The sequence below is a fragment of the Mycobacterium leprae TN genome (assembly GCF_000195855.1).
Taxonomy (GTDB): domain Bacteria; phylum Actinomycetota; class Actinomycetes; order Mycobacteriales; family Mycobacteriaceae; genus Mycobacterium; species Mycobacterium leprae.
The window spans coordinates 1,843,518-1,868,282 of record NC_002677.1 but is presented as its reverse complement, the minus strand read 5'-3'; the positions used below and the strand labels follow the sequence as shown (position 1 = coordinate 1,868,282).

The following is a 24,765-nucleotide window of genomic DNA, read 5'->3' as shown; positions in this document are numbered from 1 at the left end:
GGGGTCTGCCTAATGGCTCCCTTGGGATGGTTTGCCGCATGAACTATTTCACAGTCAGCAAGACGGAGGACGGAGCGGACGCTCAACAGGACGAGCTAGCTATCCACGACTACCATGCTGTGCAGGCGTGAATGGGGGACATGGAACGTGGCAGTTCAGTGGTCGCTTTGACAACTATACTACCCCGGTTTTGGTGCGATTCCGTCGACCGGCAGGCTGACCGTATTGAAGAAGATTCGATTCAATAATGTAATCCGATGCCGAGATGGGCGAGTGTATCGCACTTTGGCCAAGGTAAATACAGGTGATTTACGGTTATCGATAATGAGCAGTGCATAGCTTTTAAAGCCATGTCAATATACGGGAGTTTTTTAGACCGGAAGGTGATCTAACGTGGCCGAAGAGAGCAGCGGGCGGCGGGGGTCGGAGTACGGCCTTGGTTTGTCAACACGGACTCAGGTGACGGGTTATCAGTTCCTTGCCCGCCGAACCGCAATGGCGTTGACGCGGTGGCGCGTCCGCATGGAGGTCGAACCAGGTCGCCGCCAGACGTTAGCGGTGGTGGCGTCGGTTTCCGCGGCATTGTTGGGTTGCCTGGGAGCGCTGCTGTGGTCGTTTATAAGCCCATCCGGCCAGCTGAATGAGTCGCCTATCATCATTGACCGTGACTCTGGCGCGCTGTACGTCCGGGTAGGGGATAGGTTGTACCCCGCTTTGAATCTGGCGTCCGCACGGCTGATCACCGGACGACCGGACAATCCGCACGCGGTTCGGTCCAGCCAAATCGCCACGCTACCGCACGGACCGCTGGTGGGCATCCCAGGCGCACCGTCGGAGTTATCACCTGAAACTCCACAGACATCATCATGGCTGGTGTGCGATACGGTGGCCACCTCGACCGGGATTGGGTCGTCGTCTGGGGTGACGGTCACAGTGATCGACGGATCCCCAGACCTGTCTGGCCACCGTCGGGTGCTGACCGGCTCGGATGCGGTAGTGCTGCACTACGGTGGGGATGCGTGGGTCATCCGGCAGGGACGCCGGTCCCGTATCGACGCCATGAACCGGTCGGTGCTGTTGCCATTGGGCTTGACCCCAGAGCAAGTCAGTCAAGCGCGCCCGATGAGTCGTGCGTTGTTCGATGCTTTGCCGGTGGGTCCCGACTTGGTGGTGCCAGACGTACCAAACGAGGGCAATCCGGCCTCTTTTCCGGGTGCTCCGGGACCGGTGGGTACGGTGATTGTCACACCACAGATCAGTGGTCCGCAACAGTATTCGCTGGTGTTGGCTGACGGCGTGGAGACGGTCTCCCCACTGGTGGCTCAGATCATGCAAAACGCAGGTAAACCAGGAAACACCAAACTAATCACCGTAGCACCGTCTGTGTTGGTAAAGATGCCGGTGGTCAATAAGCTGGATTTGTCTGTTTACCCCGACACCCCGTTGCAAGTGGTGGACCTCCGAGAGAATCCGTCGACCTGTTGGTGGTGGGAACGGACCGCTGGTGAGAGCCGGTCTCGTATCCAGGTGATAACTGGGTCAACCATTCCAATTAACTCAGCCGATGTGAAGAAGGTGGTGTCGTTGGTGAAGGCGGACACAACTGGACGCGAAGCTGATCAAGTCTACTTCGGTTCTAACTATGCCAACTTCGTTGCAGTCACCGGCAACAATCCAGCGGCACAAACAACGGAATCACTGTGGTGGGTCACGCGGACGGGAGCTCGGTTTGGAGTGGAAGACACCAAGGACGTTCGTGACGCATTAGGTTTGAACGGCACGCCCAATTTGGCGCCCTGGGTAGCCTTGCGGCTATTGTCGCAAGGCCCGACTCTGTCCCGAGCAGATGCATTGATGGAGCACGACACGCTACCTATGGACATGACCCCTGCCGAGTTGGTGGTACCTAAGTGAAACGTGGCTTTGCACGCCCGACGCCGGAAAAGGCTCCGGTTATCAGGCCGGAAAACATTGTCCTGCCAACACCTTTGAGTATTCCGCCACCAGAGGGCAAACCCTGGTGGGTTATCGTGATCGGTGTCGTAGTGATCGGTCTGGTGGGCGGCATGGTCGCCATGACGTTCGCCAGCGGTTCACGGGTGTTCGGGGGTGCAGGCTCAATTTTTCCGCTCTTCATGATCGGTGGTGTTGCGATGATGATGTTCAGTGGCCGAATGGGTGGGCAGCAGCAAATGAGCCGGCCGAAGCTGGACGCGATGCGCGCCCAGTTCATGTTGATGCTGGACATGCTGCGTGAGGCCGCGAATGAGTCGGCCGACAGCATGGACGCCAATTACCGGTGGTTCCACCCGGCGCCCACCACGTTGGCTGCTGCCGTGGGATCGTCCAGAATGTGGGAACGCAAACCTGATGGCAAGGACCTTAATTTCTGCGTTGTCCGAGTTGGCGTGGGCATGACGCGTCCCGAGGTGACGTGGGGCGAACCGCAGAATATGCCGACCGACATCGAGCTGGAGCCGGTAACCGGGAAGGCGCTACAGGAGTTCGGACGTTATCAAAGCATTGTTTACAACCTGCCAAAAATGGTTTCCCTACTGGTGGAACCCTGGTATGCGCTAATTGGGGACCGTGAGCAGACACTGGGATTAATGCGGTCAATCATTTGCCAGCTGACGTTTTCGCACGGTCCCGACCACGTGCAGATGGTGGTTGTTAGTTCCGATTTGGAGCAGTGGGACTGGGTCAAGTGGTTACCGCATTTTGGTGATCCCCGACGTCAGGACGCAGCAGGCAACGCGCGGATGGTGTACAGTTCGGTACGGGAATTCGCCACGGAACAAGCCGAATTGTTCGCCGGTCGAGGGTCGTTTACGCCGCGACACGCCAGTTCGTCGGCACAAACCCCGACACCTCACCACCTGATCGTTGCGGACGTCGTCGATCCGGAGTGGGAGTACGTGATCAGCGTCGAAGGTATCGACGGTGTGACGTTCTTCGACCTGACCGGCTCTTCGATGTGGACAGTAGTACCGAAGCGCACGTTGCGGTTTGACGAAAAAGGTGTGATCGACGCGCTGCCCCGCGATCGTGATACCTGGATGGTGATCGACGACAAGCCTTGGTTTTTCGCCCTCGCCGACCAACTCAGTTTCGCCGAAGCTGAAGAGTTCGCACAAAAGCTGGCGCACTGGCGGCCAGCCGAAGCCTACGAAGAGATCGGCCAGAGAGTAGCCCATATCGGTGCTCGAGATATCTTGTCTTACTACGGAATTGGAGATCCATCTGCGATCGACTTTGATGCGCTGTGGAACAGCCGTACCGATGCGATGGGCAAGTCGCGGTTGCGGGTACCGTTCGGCAATCGATCCGACAACGGTGAGCTGTTGTTTTTGGACATGAAATCGCTTGATGAAGGCGGCGATGGCCCGCACGGGGTGATGTCGGGGACAACTGGTTCGGGCAAATCGACGCTAGTGCGAACCGTGATCGAATCGTTGATGCTCGCTCATCCGCCGGAGGAGCTGCAGTTCGTGTTGGCAGATCTCAAAGGTGGGTCGGCGGTCAAGCCGTTCGCCGGTGTGCCGCATGTGTCTCGGATCATCACTGATCTTGAAGAAGACCAAGTGCTTATGGAGCGCTTCTTGGACGCGCTGTGGGGCGAAATCGCCCGCCGCAAAGCGGTCTGCGACAACGCCGGTGTAGACGACGCCAAGGAATACAACTCGGTGCGCACCAGGATGCGGGCGCGCGGCCAGGACATGCCGGCGTTGCCGATGCTAGTAGTGGTCATCGACGAGTTCTACGAGTGGTTCCGCATCGTACCGACGGCGGTCGACGTGCTTGACTCAATCGGCCGGCAGGGCCGCGCCTACTGGATTCATTTGATGATGGCGTCGCAGACCATTGAGAGCCGAGCTGAAAAGCTCATGGAGAACATGGGCTACCGTTTGGTTCTGAAAGCACGTACCGCTGGCGCGGCGCAGGCGGCCGGCGTGCCGAACGCGGTGAACCTGCCGGCTCAGGCGGGTCTGGGATATTTTCGTAAGAGCCTCGAAGACGTCATCCGGTTCCAGGCCGAGTTCCTGTGGCGGGACTACTTCCGCGGCGTCACTCTCGACGGCGAGGAACAGCCAGTGTTGGTGCACAACATCGACTATGTTCGACCGCAATTGTTTACCAACTTGTTCACGCCGCTCGAGGTGAGCGTAGGAGGCCCCGAGGTCGATGCGGAGGCTGTTTTTGCGAACGCTCAGGAATTCGACGAGGAGATCGCTGAGGAAGAAGCCGAGGGAGGGGTCAGGACACCGAAAATCGGTACGGTGATCATTGATCAGCTTCGCAGGATCGACTTTGAGCCCTACCGGTTGTGGCAACCCCCGCTGACCCAGCCCGTTGCCATCGACGATTTGGTCAACCGGTTTTTGGGTCACCCCTGGCAAAAGGACTACGGCTCGGCCAGGAATCTTGTGTTCCCCATTGGGGTCATTGACCGGCCATTCAAGCATGACCAGCCGGCGTGGACGGTTGACACTTCCGGACCCGGCTCCAACGTGTTGGTTCTGGGAGCCGGTGGTTCTGGAAAAACCACTGCGCTGCAGACAATTATCTGCTCGGCAGCACTGACTCACACCCCTGAACAGGTTCAATTCTACTGCCTGGGCTACAGCGGCACCGCGTTGACTACGGTGGCGCACTTGCCCCACGTCGGCGAGGTAGCAGGTCCTACAGATCCTTACGGTGTGCGCCGTACTGTGGCCGAACTGCTGGCACTGGTTCGCGATCGCAAACGTAGCTTTCTCGAACACGGGATTGCCTCGATGGAGGTGTTCCGGCGCCGCAAGTTCGGTGGTGAGCTGGGGCCGGTGCCTAATGATGGGTTCGGTGATGTCTACCTGGTGATCGACAACTACCGGGCACTGGTCGAAGAGAACGAGGTGCTTATTGAGCAGGTGAACCAGATCATAAACCAGGGCCCCTCGTTCGGCGTGCACGTGGTCGTCACTGCTGATCGCGAATCAGAGCTGAGGCCGCAGGTACGTAGCGGCTTCGGTTCCCGAGTCGAATTGCGCTTGGCTGCTGTGGAAGACGCCAAGTTGGTGCGTTCTCGGTTTGCCAAGGACGTTCCGGTTCAGTCGGGACGCGGCATGGTTGCGGTCAACTATGTCCGACTAGACAGCGATCCACAGGCGGGCTTGCACACGTTAGTCGCCCGGCCAGCGTTGGCCAATACCCCCGCTAACGTCTTCGAGTCCGACAGCGTGGTCGCACCGGTCAGCCGGTTGACGAGTGCCCAGGCCCCACCTGTGCGCCGGTTGCCGGCTCGTTTCGGTATGGAACAAGTGCGCGAGCGGGCTGTCCGAGACACCCGTCAAGGGGTTGGCGTAGGAGGAATAGCTTGGGCGATATCGGAATTGGATTTGCAACCGGTCTATCTGAACTTCGCTGAGAACGCGCATTTGATGATAACGGGTCGACGTGAATGTGGCCGGACCACAGTGCTGGCTACCATAATGTCCGAGATCGGTCGGCTCTATGCGCCGGGAGGTACTAGCGCACCACCGACGTCAGAACGCTCTGCGCAGGTATGGCTGATCGATCCGCGTCGTCAGCTGCTGACGATGCTGGGCTCCAACTATATGGAGAAGTTTGCCTACAACCTCGATGGCGTATCCGCCATGGTGGGTGAGTTAGCGGCGTTGTTGGCCAGCCGCGAACCGCCGCCTGATCTGTCCGCGGAAGAGTTATTGTCACGATCGTGGTGGAGCGGCCCGGAGATCTTCTTGATCATCGATGACATCCAGCAACTGCCGCCCAGTTTCGATTCACCGCTGCAGAAGGTTGTTCCCTGGGTGACTCGGGCCGGCGATGTCGGCTTGCATGTCATTGCCACCCGTACGTTCGGGGGGTGGTCTTCGGCGGGCAGTGACCCGATGTTGCGGGCCCTGCATCAGGCGAACGCACCATTGCTGGTTATGGACGCTGATCCCGATGAGGGTTTCATCCGCGGTAAGATGAAGGGCGGTCCTTTGCCCCGCGGCCGAGGCCTGTTGATGGCCGAAGACACCGGTGTGTTGGTGCAGGTGGCAGAGACCGATATGCGCCGATAGCGCGCAAGTTGCGTTGCCTCAGTTAGCGCAGTTTGCACTGCCTGGGGTTGATTAGCTCCAGTGTAGCGCCAATGCTTTGAGCGCGAACAACTTCTTCGACAGGCATTGACTTTATGTTTTTGGTCGGATAGCCCGGAGGACAGTTCGAATTCGGATATTTATCAGCCATTCATCGACAGCAAGGGTCAGTTTCAGCCGCGCTAAATGTGATCCGGGCATTGGAGTGGTACACCGCAACCCTCAGTTCCGGTGCATTTTTCGTCCATAACCTCCAAATCGGAGGTGTTGTCTCGGTTGATCGCAACTATAACACAACCGCACCCGTGAGCCTGGGGACAGCGTCATCCCGTCGACGTTGACGAATTCGGTGGTAATGTAAGGTGTTATCTGCGCTGGCGGCTCGAGTTGTAAGATTATCTTCGATCAAGATCCTGATCTGCTTGGGCTTGTCACGAAGCATCGTGCGCAGCTGTTGTCTGCATGCGGGTTGGAGCAAGGAGAAACCTACGGTCGCCGTCACAGTGTCCAGCTCAGCCAGTATCAACATAGTGACTCAAGGTCTAATACCTTGATTTCGCTGAGCGGGTCTTCGCCGATGAGAACCTGGGACAACACGTCCGGCCGGATTCTGTTTGCGTTCGGCAATGGTATCCACGAGATATTCGCACAATTCTCCCTGATCAGCAATGTCAGCTTGGGAGAGGAAGGGCTTGTCTGACATGCCGATGACGACGTCTTTCAAAAGGGCAATAAGGTGGTCACGATCCTGCGCTGTATAATCCTTACAGGACAAGGAACAGCTGCAAAGGGAACAGTATTGGCGAAATCTGTCATAGCCTCACCACTCACCCCTGCTGGTGATAGCATTGGCCATGGTAACAGTGTAGGTGCGCAATGCCGGCAGCGCCTTATTCAAATTATTCAAGCTTCAAGGTGGGCGGTTTGAATGCTCGCCGGAAGCACCGGCAGTGCATTTCCGGGGCAGTGGGGCTTCCCGTGAGGAGAATCCTTTCGTTATTGATGTAGTGTGGAGAATACATTTTCGTGACACGTTCAAATAATATCAGCCGTTCATGAAAACCACTGGCTTTGCGCCCGCATAGTGTCTTCCATATCACACCTCTGTCGGTGATCATCGACAATGCCGAGTAATTCAAGCTGCAGTAGGTGAAATGTGTCGGGTTGGCCTTCGCCGAAGTGCTCATGTTTTTCTTTTGTCTGTTCTCTGCTAGCAGAGGCCGCTTTTTCATGCTGTCGTATGGGAGTCCTGCCTTGGCTGCTGGTTTGTAACGCTGGTGAGTGGTTTGCGGTGGCGAGCTGCCGTCGCGTTGCTTGCCCAACCGCATAATCTACGTATTGGCCAAATATGGTCGGATTTGGCGTCTGTCCGACGTGCGTGAGGGAGGATACCGGTGAAGGTTCTTCTAGAACAGTCCATGTGCATGGGGAACGAGCAGTGCTGTGCCGTGTGATTCACAACTGTTCCCGATCGGTGACTCGGGCTATTCGACCCTTGAGGAGTATGCGATACGTTCGGAGGAAGCACAGTTGACCCGAGATGGTGTCGCAGTTTGCTCAGCAATGGCGTTCATTCTCGAAGAGGACTGAATGAACTGGCCTCCGATCGGCTTACACGGAAGCTAGGTGCTTTATGCAGGTGGCTCTGGTTGAGTCTATTCGAAAATTTAACAGCGATTTAACAACGTTTGCTCCGCATGAATATCATGCATAACTATTTTACGAATCCTATTTTCCTCTTAGAGTCTCGTGGCTAGCATGTTCGATAAGGATTAGCTATGGTAGATCGCGGTTAGCGCCGAACGGATTTGAGGAAAAACGAGCGTCTAGTGATTGTCAACATCGAAAATTAGTAGCGCCAGCCGCAGTTTTTTTGTATTTTGGTTTGGGCATACCAGAATTTTTCGGCTAGGCCAGACGGTAGTTTACGTTCGGCGCCGAAAGCATGGTAGGTTTGCTTGGGTCATGGTATATGACTTTGCAATTTTCCTAATTTAGCTTGGGTGTATGTAGTAAGCCATTGTAAATTTTATTTTCCGGCAACAAAAGTGCTCTTCTGCACATGTCCAGATGGACCGGGAAGTTAATGCTTTGACAGAGCAAATTCATGAGTAGTTTGTGACAAAAACTTAATACCAATTCTGTCTCTTACGGCAACTACCGAGGCCGCCGATGTGGCTGCTGCAGGCTAATCCGGCTGGCAAGTGAGGATTGGGCAGGACAGCCACAAGCTGTAGGCGTCATGGCAACCTCCCAGCCAGTTGGTAATCTCGGCTCCGTATGAGCGGATAGCCACCGTGTCTCGAAGAACCACGAGGATTTCGTCAACGCGGACACCACGGTCGGGGTCCGTCCTGCGGTTTAACCGTGTTACAACGCTCGGCGGTCGCCGGCTGAAAGAAACTAAACTACAAAGGAGGGGATCTATCGGTAAATTACTCGGGGCGGTGGTTGCGTGACTCGTAATCGATTCGGCCACAGCGCCGTCCATCAGCCAACATGGCACCATGTATGTTTTTATGACCTACCTGGCCGTTATGCAAGATATGGTAAGCTGATTTAGGATCATACCCATACGGTCAAGGATGAGGCCCGCAAGATGTAGGCGTCTTCGCTGCAATACTGCGGGTGTGGGATGATGAAGTGAGGCTGTTCAGGTGCCTTTGTACGACCCAATGGGGCAGATGAGTCAGGCATTTCACCAACAACATACAAGCAGTAAGAGGAAGCCTTCGGCGACTAGCGCGGAAAGGCGTGGCTGCGTACCCTTCATAGCCGTTAGGCGAATACCAAAAGATAGATTCAGTTACCAGTTCGGCGATGTCGACGCCCATGGGCAGAGAGTGGATACGATCAGCATCAACATGGGTAGCACTGATAGTGGTGTTGGTGTCAACTGCGCGTAACACCCGTCCTTATGCGTGGCAGCCACACCGACTGTCGGTGTGTTGCCTGCGTTCTGCAATGTCCGACCATGTCGACCCCCATAGAGGTTATTGATGGACCATCAGAGCACCCGTACCGATATCACTGTCAACGTTGATGGTTTCTGGCTGCTCCAGGCGCTCTTGGACATTCGACATGTCGCGCCGGAGCTGCGGTGCAGGCCGTTCGTATCGACCGACTCCAACGATTGGCTGCATGAACATCCCGGGATGGCAGTCATGCGTGAGCAGGGTATCGTCGTCAACGGCAATGTGAACGAGCATGTCGCGACTCGAATGCGGGTGTTCGCCGCACCCGACCTTGAAGTTGTCGCTTTGCTGTCGCGGGGAAAATTGCTCTACGGAGCGGTCAACGACGAGAACCAACCACCGGGTTCGCGCGATATTCCCGAGAACGAGTTCCGGGTGGTGTTGGTCCGTCGTGGCTCGCACTGGGCGTCAGCGGTTCGGGTTGGCAACGACATCACCATTGACGACGTCGCCATCGCGGACAGCGCGTCGATCACTTCTCTAGTGATGGATGGCTTGGAATCGATTCATCACGCGGATCCTGCGGCGATTAACGCGGTCAACGTGCCTCTAGAAGAAATGCTGGAAGCGACAAAGTCGTGGCAGGACGCGGGCTTTAACGTGTTCTCCGGCAGGGATCTACGGCGTATGGGCATCAGCGCCGCCACGGTGGCCGCGCTGGGCCAGGCGCTGTCAGACCCCGCGGCCGAGGCCGCGGTGTATGCGCGTCAATACCGTGACGATGCCAAGGGCCCCAGTGCCTCGGTGCTATCGTTAAAGGACAGTTCCAGTGGGCGTATTGCGATTTATCAACAAGCACGGACAGCGGGTTTGGGTGATGCGTGGTTAGCGATCTGCCCGGCTACCCCACAACTAGTGCAGTTGGGTCTGAAGACTGTGTTGGACACACTGCCTTACGGCGACTGGAAAACTCACAGCAGGGTCTGATGTCGAATGCGAAATGTAAAATGCTGCGTCGTGTTTGACTAAACGTATGCGGTCAAGATATAAACCGTCCATGCTGTCTTATAATCGGCAGCAAAGCGAAAAGTGTTGTGACGATAACCACTAGTCGCGAGGCAAACGGGTTCGGAATTGGTCGTGCTGCATCTCCCAGGGAGCCACGGGGCTTTAGCTTGTGCAGGTGCGCCACCCCCGCGCGACCATGATGTGCGGGATACTACATTCACCACACCAGGGGGTGCAGAACGATGACGGCGGTAGCTGACGCGCCACGGACCGACATCGAGGGCACATCGTCACCCCGAGTGGTCGTAGTTGGAATCGTGGCTGGCGAGGGGGCCCAGATCAGCGTTTTGCTTGATGCCAACGCCCCGGTGTCAGTGATGACCGACCCACTGCTCAAAGTAATAAACAGTCGACTGTGTGAGCTTGGCGAAGGAACGCTTGAGCCTACCGGGCGCGGCAGATGGGCACTGTGCCTGATTGACGGCACCCCGTTGTGGCCCACCCAGTCGTTGACCGAGCAAGATGTCTACGACGGCGACCGATTGTGGATTCGGTTCATCGCCGACACCGAGCGTCGATCGCAGGTGATCGAGCATATCTCTACTGCGGTTTCGGCAAATCTCAGCAAGCGGTTCGCCGCGATAGACTCGATCGTTGCTGTGCAGGTCGGCGCGTTGATGGTGGCAACAGGTGTGTTGGCTTCGTCAGTTTTGTTGGTCTGGTGGCGTTGGCACCACGGTTTTTGGCTTTCGGTCATCTACGCCACAGTGATTGCGTTGCTGATATTGGTGATGTCCACGTTGGTGCTGATGCGGGCCACTACCCGGGAAGATCGACGCGCCGGTGACATCATGCTGCTGAGTGGGATTGCGCCAGTGACTGCGGCCGCAGCGGCCGCGCCACCTGGTCCGTTGGGGTCCCCGCACGCGGTGATGGGTTTCGGGGTGTTCGCGATTGCCGCGATGTTGGCCTTGCGATTCACCGGTCGTCAACTCAGTATTTACACTGCGATGATCACCATTTCCGTGGTGGTGGCGATCGCGAGCCTGGCACGGATGGTCGCGATGACCAGCGCGGTGACGCTGCTTTCCTGCGTAATGCTGGCCTGCGTGCTGCTCTACCATTGCGCACCAGCTCTGTCCCGCCGTTTGGCCGGCATTCGGCTACCGGTGTTTCCATCGGCCACCAGCCGGTGGGTGTTTGAAGCGCGACCCGATTTGCCTAACACGGTGGTGCGCTCCGACGGAGGCCCGCCGGTCTTGGAGGGGCCGGCGTCGGTGCGCGATGTGCTGCTGCAATCCGAACGTGCCCGGTCTTATTTATCGGGTTTACTCCTGGGGCTGGGCGTGTTGCTGGTGGTTTCACTTACCGCATTGAGCAACCCCCACGTCGGGCAGCGTTGGCTGCCGCTGTTGCTAGCTGGGTTTACCTCCGGTTTCCTACTATTGCGGGGCCGCTCGTATGTCGACCGCTGGCAAGCAATCACGTTGGCTGCGACTGCGGTACTCATCGTTGCTGCGGTGGTGGTGCGGTACGCGCTGGTTTTGTCGTCGCCGTTGGCGGTATCGATCGGGGCGGCAATCTTGGTTCTGCTGCCTGCTGCAGGGCTGATAGCTGCGGCGGTCGTGCCTAACACGATCTATAGCCCGCTGTTCCGCAAGCTTGTGGAATGGATCGAATACTTGTGCCTGGTACCTATTTTCCCCCTGGCATTGTGGTTGATGGATGTCTATACCGCGATCCGGTACCGGTAGTAAGAGGGCGCGAGGCGGTTGCTCGTCTCGCGTGTTCGTCGCACTAGCGTTACTTACCTCGGGAGCATTTGCTGGCCTGCCACCAGCGTATGCGATTTCACCCCCGAAGATTGATCCAGGTGCGGTGCCGCCAGACGGTCCTCCCGGACCGGCCACACCGATGAAACAGTACTCTTACTGCACCGAGGTTGGGGTGCTGCCCGAAACTGACTTTCGGCTGCTGCCAAAGTATATGGACATGCTGAACATGTTCGATGCATGGGAATTCGGTCGTGGTGGTGGGCAGAAGATAGCCGTCATCGATACCGGTGTGACTCCGCACCCCAGGCTCCCGCATCTGATCGCCGGTGGCGACTATGTGATGGCTGGGGGCGATGGGCTGTCAGATTGCGACGCCCACGGCACCATCGTGGCGTCAATGATCGGCGCGGCGCCGGCGACCGGCGCACCGGTGCCCGCGGCACCGCGCAAGCCTGTCCCTATTCCCACCACTGAGAAGTCGCCACCGCCGCAGACTGTGACCTTGTCGCCACTACCTCAGACCGTCACGGTCATTCCGGTCCCGCCGCCCCCGGAAGAGGGTCTGTCGCCTCCGGGTGTGCCGCCACCACTGCAATCTGGCCAGCATGCTTCGTCAGGCAGGTGGGATGGTAGCACCGTGACAATATCCAACTACTTGGGCGGCCGACAGGTAATTGCCATCGACAACCCAGCCAACTCGAGCCCACGCGCCCCAGTGCCGAATCAACCATCATCCCCGCTAGCTCCTACGTCGCGCCCCGATGCCTATGCAGGGATCGCCTCAGATGTTGACATCCTCTCAATACGCCAGTCAAGCCAGGCCTTTGGCTTTAAGGACCTGTACACCGGCGATGCAGATCCGCAGACATCGCAAACAATTCACTACATTCAGACAATGGCGCGAGCAATAGTGCATGCTGCCAACATGGGCGCCACAGTGATCAACATCTCCGAGGTGACGTGCATGAGTGCGCGCAATGTTATCGATCAGCGCGCGCTGGGAGCGGCTGTCCGCTATGCGGCGGTCGATAAGAACGTTGTCATCGTTGCCGCTGCTGGCGACAGCAGCAAGAAGAACTGCAAGCAGAATCCGCTGTTTGATCCTTTGCAGCCGAATGACCCCCGCGGCTGGAACGGCGTTAATACAGTGGTCACGCCTTCCTGGTTCAGCGAGTATGTGCTGACTGTCGGTGCAGTCGATTCGCATGGCCAGCCGTTGACCCAAACGAGCATCGCTGGACCGTGGGTATCGATCGCGGCTCCGGGAACCGACATCATCGGCCTTTCACCGCGTGATGATAGCCTGATCAATGCGATTGACGGTCCAGATAACACGTTGCTGGTGCCGACTGGTACCAGTTTTTCGGCCGCGATTGTGTCAGGGGTGGCCGCGCTCGTGCGCGGGAGATATCCTCAGCTCACGGCGTACCAGGTGATAAACCGGTTGATTCACACGGCCAGGTCGCCTGCTCGCGGTGTGGATAACCAGGTCGGCTATGGCATTGTCGACCCGTTGGCCGCACTTACGTGGGATGTACCCGAGGGCCCGGCAAAGCCGCCGCCGCAGTTGTCGTCACCGCTGAACCTCCCCAAGCTGCCTGCCCACCGCGATATGGTGCCTGTGTGGGTGGCCGCCGGAGGACTGACCACAGCAGTACTGATAGGCGCTGCGGCGTTCGGTACAGCGATGCTGGTGCGGCGAACGCAAAAGTAGCCGATCAAGGCGGGAAAATAATGAAGGCTCAGCGCAGGTTGGGGTTGGCTTTGTCGTGGTCGCGTGTCACGACAGTATTTGTGGTCGCTATTGTCGTCCTCGTGTTGGCGAGCCATGTCCCAGAGTTATGGCAGGCCGGTCATCATGTCGCGTGGTGTGTAGGTGTTGGAATCACCGTCGTGGTCATGGTGCTGGTGTTGGTCAGCTACCATGGAATCACGCTGATGTCCGGTTTGGCCACGTGGGTATGGGATTGTTTTGCCGATCCGCGTGCCGCACTAGCGGCGGGGTGTACGCCCGCGATCGATCATCAGCGCCGCTTCGGACGCGACGTGGTTGGGGTGCGTGAGTACAAAGGCCGGCTCGTCACGGTGATCGCGGTGGACGATGGCGAAGACGACCCAGTGGGGCGACATAGGCATCGAACAACGCCGGCAGGTTTGCCGGTACAAGCTGTTGCCGATGGGTTGCGACAGTTCGATATCCGCCTCGATAGTATCGACATTGTCTCGGTGAAGATACGCCGCGGCGGCAATGCGGCCAAATTTTCAGCACTCGACAACTGGGGGTCCGAAGAGTGGGGGCTGGTGTGTGCTTGCCCGCCAACCTATCAGCGCTGTACCTGGCTGGTGTTGCGGATGAATCCGCAGCACAACGTTGTCGCGGTGGCTGCCCGGGATTCGCTGGCTTCGACGTTGGTGGCAGCTACTGAGCGACTTGCCCAAGATCTCGACGGACAAAACTGTGCGGCCCGGCCATTGGCCGCTGGTGAGCTGGCCGAGGTTGACAGTGCTGTGCTGGCCGATCTGGAGCCAACGTGGAGCTACCCGGGATGGCGCCATATCAAGTACGTCAATGGATTCGCGACTAGTTTCTGGGTGACGCCGTCAGACATCGATTCCGAAACACTGAATGAGCTGTGGCTGTCTGACCTCCCCGACATTAAGGCCACCGTGATCACGATCCGTCTCGCCAGTCGTAGTTGTCAAACCCGGCTGTCGGCGTGGGTGCGTCATCATAGCGAGACACGATTGTCCAAGGAGGCATGTAGAGGACTCAACCAACTGACCGGCCGTCAGTTAGCTGCGGTGCGTGCTAGCCTGCCGGCGCCGGCTACCCGGCCCGTATTGGTCGTGCCTAGCCGAGAGTTAAGCGACCATGATGAGCTGGTGCTGCCGGTGGGACAGGGGCGGGAAGGCTCAGCGAGCTTGTTTGCAGGGCAATGACGCGCCCACAGTCAACCGCCGAAGACGCCCGCAACGCTATGGTTGCCGGCCTGCTGGCATCAGGGATCTCTGTCAACGGACTGCAGCCCAGCCACAACCCACAAGTTGCGTCGCAAATGTTCAGGACGGCCACCACGCTTGATCCAGGGATGTGTGACGCCTGGCAGGCGCGAATACTGGCAGGTGATCAGAGCATCGAAGTGCTGGCTGGCGCATGGAGTTCAATCAGGACATTCGGTTGGGAGACGCGTCGCCTTGGGGTCACCGATTTGCAGTTTCGTCCAGAAGTGTCCGACGGGTTGTTTCTACGACTAGCGGTAACCAGTGTGGAGTCGTTAGCTTGCGCTTATGCCGCCGTGCTGGTCAAGGCGAAACGTTACGCGGAAGCGGCCAAACTGCTTGAGAGTGTCGAGCCACGGCATCCTTTCGACACCGAGCTGGTCAACTATGTGCGGGGTATGCTGTACTTCCGAACCAAACGTTGGCCGGATGTGCTTACCCAATTCCCTGAGGGAAAGCAATGGCGTCACCCCGACCTGAAGGCCGCGGGCGCGGCAATGGCTACTTCTGCGCTGGCATCGCTTGGGGTTTTTGAAGAGGCGTTCCGGCGTGGCAAGGAAGCAATCGAGGGTGACCGCGTGCCCCGCGCGGCCAATATCGCTTTGTACACCCAAGGCATGTGCTTACGACATGTTGGTCGAGAAGACGAGGCCGTCGAGCTGTTGCGTCGGGTGTATTCGCGGGACGCAAAGTTTACCCCGGCTCGAGAGGCATTGGATAATAACAACTTTCGTCTGACACTGACTGATCCGGAAACAATTGAGGCGCGCACTGATCCGTGGGATCCGGACAGTGCCCCGACCCGTGCGCAGACCGAGGCCGCTCGCTACGCGAGGATAGCCGCAAAGTATTTGGCGGAAGGCGATGCCGAACTCAACGCGATGCTGGGCATGGAACAAGCCAAGCGAGAAATCAAACTCATCAAGTCGACAACAAGGGTGAACTTGGCCCGTGCCAAAATGGGTTTGCCGGTACCGGTGACATCGCGCCACACCTTGTTGCTTGGACCACCGGGTACCGGGAAGACTTCGGTAGCACGTGCTTTCACCAAGCAGCTGTGTGGGTTGACTGTGCTGCGCAAGCCACTTGTAGTCGAGACAAGCCGCACCAAGCTGTTAGGCCGGCATATGGCTGATGCGGAGAAAAACACCGAGGAGATGCTCGAGGGTGCGTTGGGTGGGGCGGTCTTCTTCGATGAAATGCACACCCTACATGAGAAGGGCTATACCCGAGGAGACCCCTACGGTAATGCGATTATCAACACGCTGCTGCTGTATATGGAGAACCATCGCGACGAGCTGGTGGTGTTCGGTGCGGGCTACGCCAAGGCGATGGATAAAATGCTCGAGGTGAATCAGGGTCTGCGACGGCGGTTTTCGACGGTGATCGAGTTTTTCAGTTACACCCCTGAGGAGTTGATCGCGCTGACCCAATTGATGGGCCAGGAGAATGAAGACGTCATCACTGAGCAAGAGGCACAGGTGTTGTTGCCGTCGTACACAAAATTCTACCTTGACGAGACCTATTCTGAAGATGGAGATCTAATTCGTGGTATCGACATGCTCGGTAATGCCGGCTTTGTGCGCAATGTAGTGGAGAAGGCCCGCGACCACCGTAGCTTCCGCCTGGACGACGAGGACCTCGATGCGGTACTGGCCAGTGACCTCACCCAATTCAGCGCTGAACAGCTGTTACGCTTCAAGGAGTTGACCAGTGCCGACCTGACCGAAGGCCTCAGCGCGGCGGTGGCTGAGAGAAAGTCGTCATAGCCGGTGGGCAATTCAGCAGCGTCCTTTGTTAACTGAGCAATCACGTGTACTTGAGCCGGCTCCAGCTGAACATCTCGCTGGACTTCGTATCCTGGCACTATTGGGAATGGCTTTTTGTGTTGACTGACTCAATTGTTACAATTGTTTGACAGTCTCCTTGACTGATTTTATTTTTACCCAACGAGCGCCATGCTCACCTTTGCAAGTGCCTCGTTAGGTGAGGGTTCTGCACGGATATAGGCCACTGACGTCGAACGATGCCCAGGAGCAGGACAGTTCCTCCCAGATTAAGGAGTTTGAGCCTAAATTGTTTCCGGCTCTCATTGAGCTGTACATGTCGTTTGGTGCCAAAGCTCTGACGATAGGGAGGCCGTACTTGGGTGTTCGTGTCGGACCGTCCTCTCCACAGTGCAATGCGTGATACCCTTTCATGTGCCTTGTCCGTGAATGAGGTGAGAGCGAAATGAGTCCCGACGATAGTCCGCAGTCTAAGTCGACGATTATTTCGTTGCGACCCATCCTGGGTGTCTTTTCCGTAGTCTGCATCGGTTTACCTTCCTAAAGATTTGATCCGATCGTTTCTACTTAGCGGATTCGTGTGAGTGAAGTGCGCCGAAGTAGCCTCGGAGGTAAAACCAAACTCGGGTTCGGTCTCATTCCGTTTGGCTAAGTCCAATGTCGTTTGTCTTTACGCATCCAGAAGTGTTATCTTAGATAAAGTAGGATAGTCACGTAAGCAGGGTTGGATCCGTGATCGCTACGCAAAACGCAGCTGCGACTGCTGGGTTGCCTGCTACTCGTCGTTGACGAGATATCAGCTTTGACCGCAACCATGATGTCAACCCATACGGCGCGATGTACCAGTTGGCGAGTGCCCAACGATGGTAATTGCACGAGCTGTTTGTCGGGATTTTGGGCGCGAGCGGGGATTCCTATGCGGTCTACCGAAGCTGCCAACGCGATCGCGGTCAGCTAGACAAAGGAGGGTAACGATGACTGCAGCCCCGGACTTTGTCACGTTGCCACCCGATCAGCTCCGCGCGCATGCCTATGCCGGGAATTGGCTTCACGCCACTACTGGCCGCTGAGTCGGCTTGGTGTGGATTGGTCGCGGAGTTGCGGTCGGCGGCGCTGTGTTGTATGGGTCGGTAGTTTTAGAGCTGGCCAATGAGGAGTGTCGGGGTCCGGTGGTTGTCGATGGCGGTTGCGGCCGCGCTCTATGCGGTGTGGCTGAGCACGGCTGCCGCTCAGGTGGAGCTAGACCGTTGCGCAAGAGACGGCGGCCACCGGGGCGTATGGATGATCGCATTCTCTAAAACGATGCCCCGTCGCTCATCCTGGCAAACCGCAATCGGCTTGATGTCACTGGTCGTAAACAACGCATTAGGTCAAAACACTCCGGTGATTGCAGCCGTCGAGGGGGACTAAGCCAAAGTGTGGGCCCAAGACGCAGCCGCGATGTAGGACTATGCCGGTTCCTTGGTGGCGGCCACCCGGTTGACCTCGCTCACTCAGCTGTAGCTGACCCTGGATTGGTCGCCCAGTCCGCTGCGGTGGCTCAAAGTACGGATGCGTCGACTAGGCCACCCAGCAGAGCAAGTTGTCTTAGTTGCTCTGCATTGTTGCCGTCGCACTGCAGGGGTTGTCATCGCCATCGTCGGGTCTTGTTGGAATCATCAGTGAGCTCGTGGTCGACGTTAAATCCGTTTGCTCAGGGTTAGGCTAATTACACCACGGGAATCGATGGTTTTCTGAGTATGTATTCGTACATTACGGTACCTGTGACATCGGTTTGGGTGTCATGCTAAATCCCGACCTGGGAAACAGCATATTTGGGTTCGGGTTTTTTGCACTTGCCCAACGCATTGGCGTGTTTATGAATCTTCTTGGCTGTGGAGCGGCCGGGCAGGCGTTGGGCACTATCGTGGCCAGTGACAGTTCAGTACCACCTATCGTCAACTAACAAGGGGGATCGAGATATTTTACGCGGCGTTTCCGCCCGAAATTAACTTCGCCAGGATCTATGCTTGTTCAGATTTGGGTTGGGTGCGGCGTCGACACGGTGGCCTGGGATTCCCTGGGCAGGGAACTATAGTCCATCCTGTTCCTGGTATTCGTCAGTGATCTCGACTCTGACCGGCTGTCCTGGATAGGGGTCCGTTGTCGCTATCCAGGATCAACGCTCTCACCTTTTTCTGAGTTGGTTACACGCTACCACCGTACAAACCACCTAAGCCGGCGATCCAAGTCAATGTCACCGCGAGCGCCTACGAGACTGTATTGGCCGACTACGCACCACCGGAAATAAATAGCAGCCAACCGCAGTCAACTAGCTCTGATGGTGGCGTCCCCTTATTCGTATTCAAGCACCATACCACCGCGATTGCAGTCTTCGAAGCCCGCTATCTCGACATGTGTGTCTAAGACGCTCGGGCCATGACCATCTCGTCGGTACCTAGGCGGCTGCCACTACACTGACTGTGTTCACCGCGCCACTCTAAGTCACCGACACCAGCACACCAGTCGGCCAGGCCGACGCGCTGGCCTAAGCTGCTGCGACCACAACTAACAATGCCCAGACGCTGTTATTAGCCAATAGCCTACATGCTCAACTCACTGTTCTCGGTGCTACAAGTGGGGCTCAAGCCTGCCACCGGCTGGGCTACATCGTTACCGTTAACGCGCTCTTCAACGGCCTTTCGGCCAACCGGGTGCATCGGATACTTACCGCCCTGTATTTCTTAATCAGGATTTTCTCCTTGACTTTACTACGCAGTTCAACGACATCGGGGTTCTGACAAGCTTGCCCATAACGCAATTCCTCAAGTTCGTTCCATCCACACTTTTGGGTCCCATCTCCAAAGAAGGACTCGGTCTTGTGTCTGTGGCGGTGAGTTGTTCGGTTGGTTTCATAGGTGGTGGGTGAAATGGCTGTTTTTGCGTTTTATGACTGGCCGATATGTTCGGTAGTCGTGGGGGGCAGCCCGGAATCCTGTTGACGTGTTTTGCTGTGTTGCGGGGTTTTTGTTGGTGGGTGGCTGACTGCCTGCTTTCGATGAGGCTTCGTGTGCTTTGCCGCAGTGGACACGATTAGCGCGGCGCACGTAAGCATGTCGGTGGTGGATGCTGCTTGGTCTACATGTTGATGATGCCAGGGGCTGGGCACCTGGGCTGTGCTGAAGGCGATATCGATGCAGGCGTGAGTGTGAGGATAGTTGTTAGCGCCGCGGGGTAGGGGCGTTTTAGTGTGCATGTCATGGCCTTGAGGTGTCGGCGTGGTCAATGTGGCCGCACCTGAACAGGCACGTCCCCGTGCACGGTATAACTATTCGCACCTGATGTTATCCCTTGCACCATTTCTGCCGCTGGTATCGGTGTCGGCGGCTTGTTGACCGGCCCTCAGCCAGCAAGCAGGCATGCCGCCGGGTGCAGCAGTATCGTGTTAGTGAACAGTGCATCGATGATCCGGCCGTCGGCGGCACATACGGCAACCTTCTAGCGCAGATCAACCACCCACACCCCACCAGCCCACCACAACACCACCACCCAAACCCAAACCAGCAAAAAATAACCACCAAATGACCATCACGACGACACCTTGAAGTCTAAACGGACAAGTTACTGGTTACTGGCCGGGCGGGATTGACGTCAGGCCAGCACGCTTGCCGGTTCGGTGAAGGCCAATCCCAGGTCGGTGGCTACCTGTTCAGACAACAGTGCACCGTTATGCGTCGAAAGACCTTTTGCCAAAGCGGGATCCGATTGGCAGGCTTCCTGCCAGCCTTGGTCCGCGAGTTTGAGTATATATGGCATCGTTGCATTGGTCAGCGCGAATGTCGATGTCTTGGGCACCGCGCTAGGCATGTTTGCCACACAGTAGAACAGCGTGTCATGCACCGCGAACGTCGGTTGATCATGGGTGGTCGGCTGCGAATCTTCGAAACAACCGCCCTGATCGATGGCGATGTCGACCAACACAGCACCCGGCTTCATATGTGCGACAAGCGAATTCGATATCAATCGGGGGGCTTTGGCGCCTGGCACCAGGACGGCGCCGATCACCAGGTCGGCGTGCTTGACCGCACCTTCTAGGTCGTAGGCCGACGAGTAGCGGGTGCGGAGGCGGCCACCGAACTCCGCGTCGAGCTCCCGAAGTCTGTTGATGTTGACATCAAAAACCGTGACGGTCGCACCCATACCGTTGGCAATTCGAGCGGCGTTATATCCCGCAGTCCCGCCGCCGATCACGACCACGTCAGCGGGTTCGACGCCGGGCACTCCACCCATCAGTACCCCGCACCCCCTGTGGGTCCGCATTAGGTGATAGGCCCCTACCTGAGCCGACAGTCGTCCGGCAACCTCGCTCATTGGAGCTAGTAACGGCAGCGCGCCGTCGGCGGTCTGCACGGTCTCGTAGGCGATTGACGTTGTGCCGGAGGCCAATAATGCGTCGGTGCAAGGGCGTGAGGCAGCTAGATGCAGATACGTAAACAGGATCTGGCCGTGTCGTAGGTGAACATACTCTGCGGGCATGGGCTCTTTGACCTTGAGTAGCAGGTCGACCTCGGTCCACACCTGCTCGGGAGTGCTGATCAGTTGGGCTCCTGCTGCCTTGAACTCCGCGTCGGCGATTGCCGAGCCTTCTCCGGCGCCTGCTTGCACAAGCACCTCGTGGCCGCGGTGTGTCAGGGCGGCCACGCCGGCCGGCGTGATGGCCACCCTGAATTCGTTGTTTTTGGTCTCGGTCGGAATGCCGACTCGCATAATCACTCCCCCTGGCTCAAGATCGTTGAGGTTATGGCTCAAGTGTGAAGAAAGTTCGGATAGTCCGCAATCCCTCTGATGCTATATCGATATCGCTGATGTTGATATAGGCGATGACTATTTCGATATATCTAGTAGGTTAACAGAACCGTGAGGTGAGCGGGGTGACTTAATCGAAGGATGGTCGGCCTTCTGATATTGATGCGGTGGATTGCAGAATTCTGGGCTTGCTGCACGGCTATGCCTGGATGACCAACAACGCGCTACCGGAGGTGGTCGGGTGCTCCGTCAACGTGTCATGGCCGGGTTTGGCGGCTTGTGACCTCGGCGTTATCAGCAGGTTTTATCAGGTTTTATACCGACATCGATCCGCTCGCAGTGTGACTGCCGCTGTAGGCAATGATCTCGGTCAGCCTACAGTTCAGTGCGTGCGTGGGACGATCCGCAGCTTCATTCAGCAGATCCGCCGCAGGCGCCATGTGATGGATATGTCTATATTTGGCCGGCGCCGAAGACTTCATCCTGCACTTAGCTGCCCGCGACACCGACGATTTGCTCGCGTTCGTGGTAGAGCTGATGCCGATGTCGCAGGAACCCGGACATCACTACGATATTTGATATTTGCTCAATTGGTGTAAACTTTCACACAGAGGCAAGGATGTTCGATGTTCACCGTCTATGACGAGGCAGCGGGTCCATATGACGCTTCTTTAGATCATGAGCGTTTTGTTCTCGAAGCGCGCAATGTTGGGTTCGATTGGGCGAAGTTATCGTTTCACTAAATATTATCGTGCCTAACGATCCGTTGGCTACCCACATCAATCTGCTGCACCTGCAGTTGCTCACGGGCGAGGAGTTTCTCGTTTAGGTGCTTAAGAAGACGTTGCCACTGAATTAAGGACGATCAGCTGCGGCTAGCTGTGCAGGGATTCATCGGCCAGAAAGCTATGTATTCCCAAGCGCATTCCGGAGTGCTTGCCCACTTTGCCGCGCAGGGCGTCGACCTGATGCCGTACACCGATCAGATCAAGTGGCTCTTTGATAAACTGCTAGGGATTAAGCCGCGCTGGAACGTGCGACGGCAGCGCAGCTGGTTGCTGGAGCAGGTTTCGTGCATAGCGGCAGTTGAGCACTACACCGCCATTTTTTGGGGAGGAGGATTTAGACTTCCACAGCTCGATGGCGTCGGCGCCGACCAGGTGATGCTGGACATGCTTCGGTGGCACGGGTCCGCAGAGGTTGAGTATAAAGCGGTGGCGTTCGGCACTATGAAGGATCTGCGCGGCGGATATTGGCGGCAGGTACGGCACTTATTAACTGGCAGTCACGCCGGTGATGCTGCTGTGGATTCGCACAGTGCGATTCATGTATGTTCTTGCACTCGGCGGATCCTTACTTGCCGCAGGGGATCAAACCGGACTGGCGGCGACTACTTCGTGGCAACACACCGGGGATTGGTGGCCCAGGCCACGGTGTTTGGTGAGGATCGTTGGAGACTGCCACAAGCCGGGTTTCCACACGTCACAACTTAGGCCGGCTGGAGCGGGTGGTTGACATTTAGCGGTCTCACCAGTTGCTTGTGCTTCGCACTGATCGAAGAGCACCACATCGACAGCTGACATTACGGCGTCCGACAGCATCACCCTTGAGATACATCGATACATTGCGATTGATTCCGCAGCGCCCTACTATCCTGGTTGTTCACGGCTGGCCCGACCAAGCGGTTATGTCTGGGAAGGAATGGTTTGGGAGTTCTGTGAACGTTTCCACGGCCGATACAACATTTGTAGTCTACGACGTGCGTGGAGCTGGTGAATTCTCGTGTTCAACAAGCACGATTCGCGATCGTGCCGATTGCTGCCGAATCAAGGAGTGAGTACGCGATACTCCGCATTAGCCTGTCGGTGTTTCGGCTGTTAACGCGCTTGGACATTCGACGGGCTTGAGCCTGTTGTGGAATTGCATCGTGTCAAAGAGTATCTGGGCCAGTACTGTGTAGGGTCGGTGCAACCGTGATCGGCTTGCCACATTGTTGTGGGGTGTTCGTGTGGTGTTAGGCGTATTCGCCTCGGCTTCGTGGTGGGGAGCCGTCGTGGGTGAAGCCGGTGTGGCGGACTCAATTTGCGGTAGTTATAAGACGCGAGCTCGTTACCCCTGACGTGGTCGCGTTGACGTTGGCCGACGCGCAAGCGTGGTTTACTCCCGTCCTGGGGACGCCCGGCGGGCATATCGACGTTCAGCTGCCATCGGGCCGTCGGCGACAATGTTCGCTATGCGGTACGCTCGGGCGCCGTGTGGCTCACCACCATCGGTGATCCGTCGTATCGCCGATGGTGGTGGCGGTTCGCTTGAGATGTATAATGGATTCGATGTGGGCGACGTCGTAATGTTCGAAGGTCTTCGCAACGCTTTCTATCTCGGCATGGCCTAGCGTGATTTTGCTGTTCGTGATCGGCGGCATCGGTGTGACTCCCATACTGTCGATGATCCAGGTGGCTGTGCAACGTGGAAACAACTGGTGGGCAATATATGCCGGTAGTAGCTGGGAGTACATGCCGTTTCTGGCTGAAGTGGTTGCGGTGCCCCGGATCGGGTCACCGTTATGGGCCGACGACGGGGCATGGTCACATCACCACTGTAGATGATCTGTTGACCGGTGAGGGGCCGATGACGGCTGTTTACGTGTGTGGGCCGACCGCCATTGTAGAGGGGGTTCGGCTGGCTCGTGACGAACACGCCGAAGCGCCACTGCACTACGAGCGGTTTAGCCCGCCGCCACTCGTTGATGGGCTCTCTTTCGAGTTGGAACTTGCGCGGTCGAGGCGTGTGCTCAGCGTTCCGGCTAATCGGTCGGCACTTGACAGCATGCTTGACTGGGACCCGACCACGGTGTACTCGTGCCAGTAAGGCTTCTGCGGAACATCCAAGGTCAAAGTTATTGCTGGAACAGGTCCATCGGCGTGGACGCGTCGTCGAGGGCGATGACGATATGCTGGTCTGCGTATCGCGGGCGAAAAGCAGTCGGGTGGTCATCGATGCCTGATAGGCCGCATATCAACACTCAGTGCTGACTGATGTCGAACAGGTGTTCTGGGCGGTGATAATTGTTCGTTCTGGCTTGGCCGTGATCCCGATATGGCGGCGTGATCCATTCGGTGCCGGTCGTGGGGGGACGCGTTTCCTTGTCCTCTAGCCATGTTCATCCTGCTTATGGTTGGGCTTATGTGCAACGGCGAGTTTGTCGACATCGGTTAAACCGCCGGCTGACCATTCAATCTATGTGGTGAATTTCGGAGCAATCGCTGGGTATGTCGCAGCCGGGGGTGTGCAGCAGCGATCCTTAGCATAGAGGACCGCTCGTTGATCCGGTGAGGTCACTCGGCGAGGTGGGTCAAGATACAAGTGGATAACTTGAATGCTTGTCGCACACGGCCAAATAGAGTTAAGT

Annotated in this window: 9 protein-coding genes, 3 pseudogenes and 1 riboswitch; of the genes and pseudogenes, 11 read left to right on the top strand and 1 reads right to left on the bottom strand. The window is 57.1% G+C overall.

Features of this window, described 5'->3' with window-relative positions; genetic code table 11:
- The first annotated feature begins 393 nt into the window (after positions 1-393).
- From eccB to ML_RS19120, 8 genes are all read left to right on the top strand, one after another.
- Positions 394-1,914, top strand: coding sequence for a type VII secretion protein EccB (gene eccB / locus ML_RS07800; protein WP_010908396.1), 1,521 nt, complete (start codon positions 394-396; stop codon positions 1,912-1,914).
- On the top strand, positions 1,911-6,068 hold the full coding sequence (locus tag ML_RS07795) for a type VII secretion protein EccC (protein ID WP_041322832.1): 4,158 nt from the start codon (positions 1,911-1,913) through the stop codon (positions 6,066-6,068). The genes eccB and ML_RS07795 overlap by 4 nt, the downstream gene beginning before the upstream one ends.
- A gap of 3,017 nt (positions 6,069-9,085) precedes the next feature.
- Entirely contained in the window at positions 9,086-9,988 is a 903-nt protein-coding gene (locus tag ML_RS07790; protein WP_010908394.1) for an ESX secretion-associated protein EspG, read from the top strand.
- A 263-nt stretch (positions 9,989-10,251) separates the two neighbouring features.
- A complete protein-coding gene (eccD, locus tag ML_RS07785; RefSeq protein WP_010908393.1) occupies positions 10,252-11,763 on the top strand; it encodes a type VII secretion integral membrane protein EccD in 1,512 nt (503 codons plus the stop codon).
- A complete protein-coding gene (locus tag ML_RS07780) occupies positions 11,741-13,498 on the top strand; it encodes a S8 family serine peptidase (RefSeq protein ID WP_165443173.1) in 1,758 nt (585 codons plus the stop codon). The genes eccD and ML_RS07780 overlap by 23 nt, the downstream gene beginning before the upstream one ends.
- A 20-nt stretch (positions 13,499-13,518) precedes the next feature.
- Positions 13,519-14,724 carry a type VII secretion protein EccE gene (gene eccE, locus ML_RS07775; RefSeq protein ID WP_010908391.1) on the top strand — a complete coding sequence of 402 codons (1,206 nt, stop codon included), beginning with the start codon at positions 13,519-13,521 and terminating at the stop codon, positions 14,722-14,724.
- Positions 14,721-16,553, top strand: a complete 1,833-nt coding sequence (gene eccA / locus ML_RS07770; RefSeq protein WP_010908390.1) for a type VII secretion AAA-ATPase EccA — start codon at positions 14,721-14,723, stop codon at positions 16,551-16,553. Before eccE ends, eccA begins: the two co-directional genes overlap by 4 nt.
- Positions 16,554-16,755: 202 nt before the next feature.
- Positions 16,756-16,927: riboswitch (M-box (ykoK) riboswitch) on the top strand.
- 793 nt (positions 16,928-17,720) lie between these two features.
- The gene (locus tag ML_RS19120) at positions 17,721-17,981 is read left to right on the top strand and encodes a PPE domain-containing protein (protein ID WP_081439346.1); all 261 of its coding nucleotides are present in this window, start codon (positions 17,721-17,723) and stop codon (positions 17,979-17,981) included.
- A gap of 2,220 nt (positions 17,982-20,201) precedes the next feature.
- Here ML_RS19120 and ald read toward each other — a convergent pair.
- Positions 20,202-21,317 (bottom strand): alanine dehydrogenase, encoded by a 1,116-nt coding sequence (gene ald, locus ML_RS07755; RefSeq protein WP_010908389.1) that lies wholly within the window; start codon positions 21,315-21,317, stop codon positions 20,202-20,204.
- Positions 21,318-21,496: 179 nt separating this feature from the next.
- On the opposite strand from ald, the pseudogene ML_RS07750 reads away from it, so the two are divergent.
- From ML_RS07750 to ML_RS07740, 3 pseudogenes are all read left to right on the top strand, one after another.
- A pseudogene (locus ML_RS07750) lies at positions 21,497-21,955 on the top strand (Lrp/AsnC ligand binding domain-containing protein); the annotation flags it as partial.
- A gap of 27 nt (positions 21,956-21,982) precedes the next feature.
- Positions 21,983-22,871 (top strand): annotated as a pseudogene (locus ML_RS07745) (metal-dependent hydrolase).
- A gap of 388 nt (positions 22,872-23,259) precedes the next feature.
- Positions 23,260-24,360: pseudogene (locus tag ML_RS07740) on the top strand (PDR/VanB family oxidoreductase).
- The last annotated feature ends 405 nt before the right edge of the window (positions 24,361-24,765 follow it).

Excerpts from the sequence above, each read along its gene's own strand:
- ML_RS07790 (WP_010908394.1), top strand. The coding sequence starts at position 9,086 with ATGGACCATCAGAGCACCCGTACCGATATCACTGTCAACGTTGATGGT.
- eccD (WP_010908393.1), top strand. The coding sequence starts at position 10,252 with ATGACGGCGGTAGCTGACGCGCCACGGACCGACATCGAGGGCACATCG.
- eccE (WP_010908391.1), top strand. The coding sequence starts at position 13,519 with ATGAAGGCTCAGCGCAGGTTGGGGTTGGCTTTGTCGTGGTCGCGTGTC.
- eccA (WP_010908390.1), top strand. The coding sequence starts at position 14,721 with ATGACGCGCCCACAGTCAACCGCCGAAGACGCCCGCAACGCTATGGTT.
- ML_RS19120 (WP_081439346.1), top strand. The coding sequence starts at position 17,721 with ATGAGGAGTGTCGGGGTCCGGTGGTTGTCGATGGCGGTTGCGGCCGCG.
- ald (WP_010908389.1), bottom strand. The coding sequence starts at position 21,317 with ATGCGAGTCGGCATTCCGACCGAGACCAAAAACAACGAATTCAGGGTG.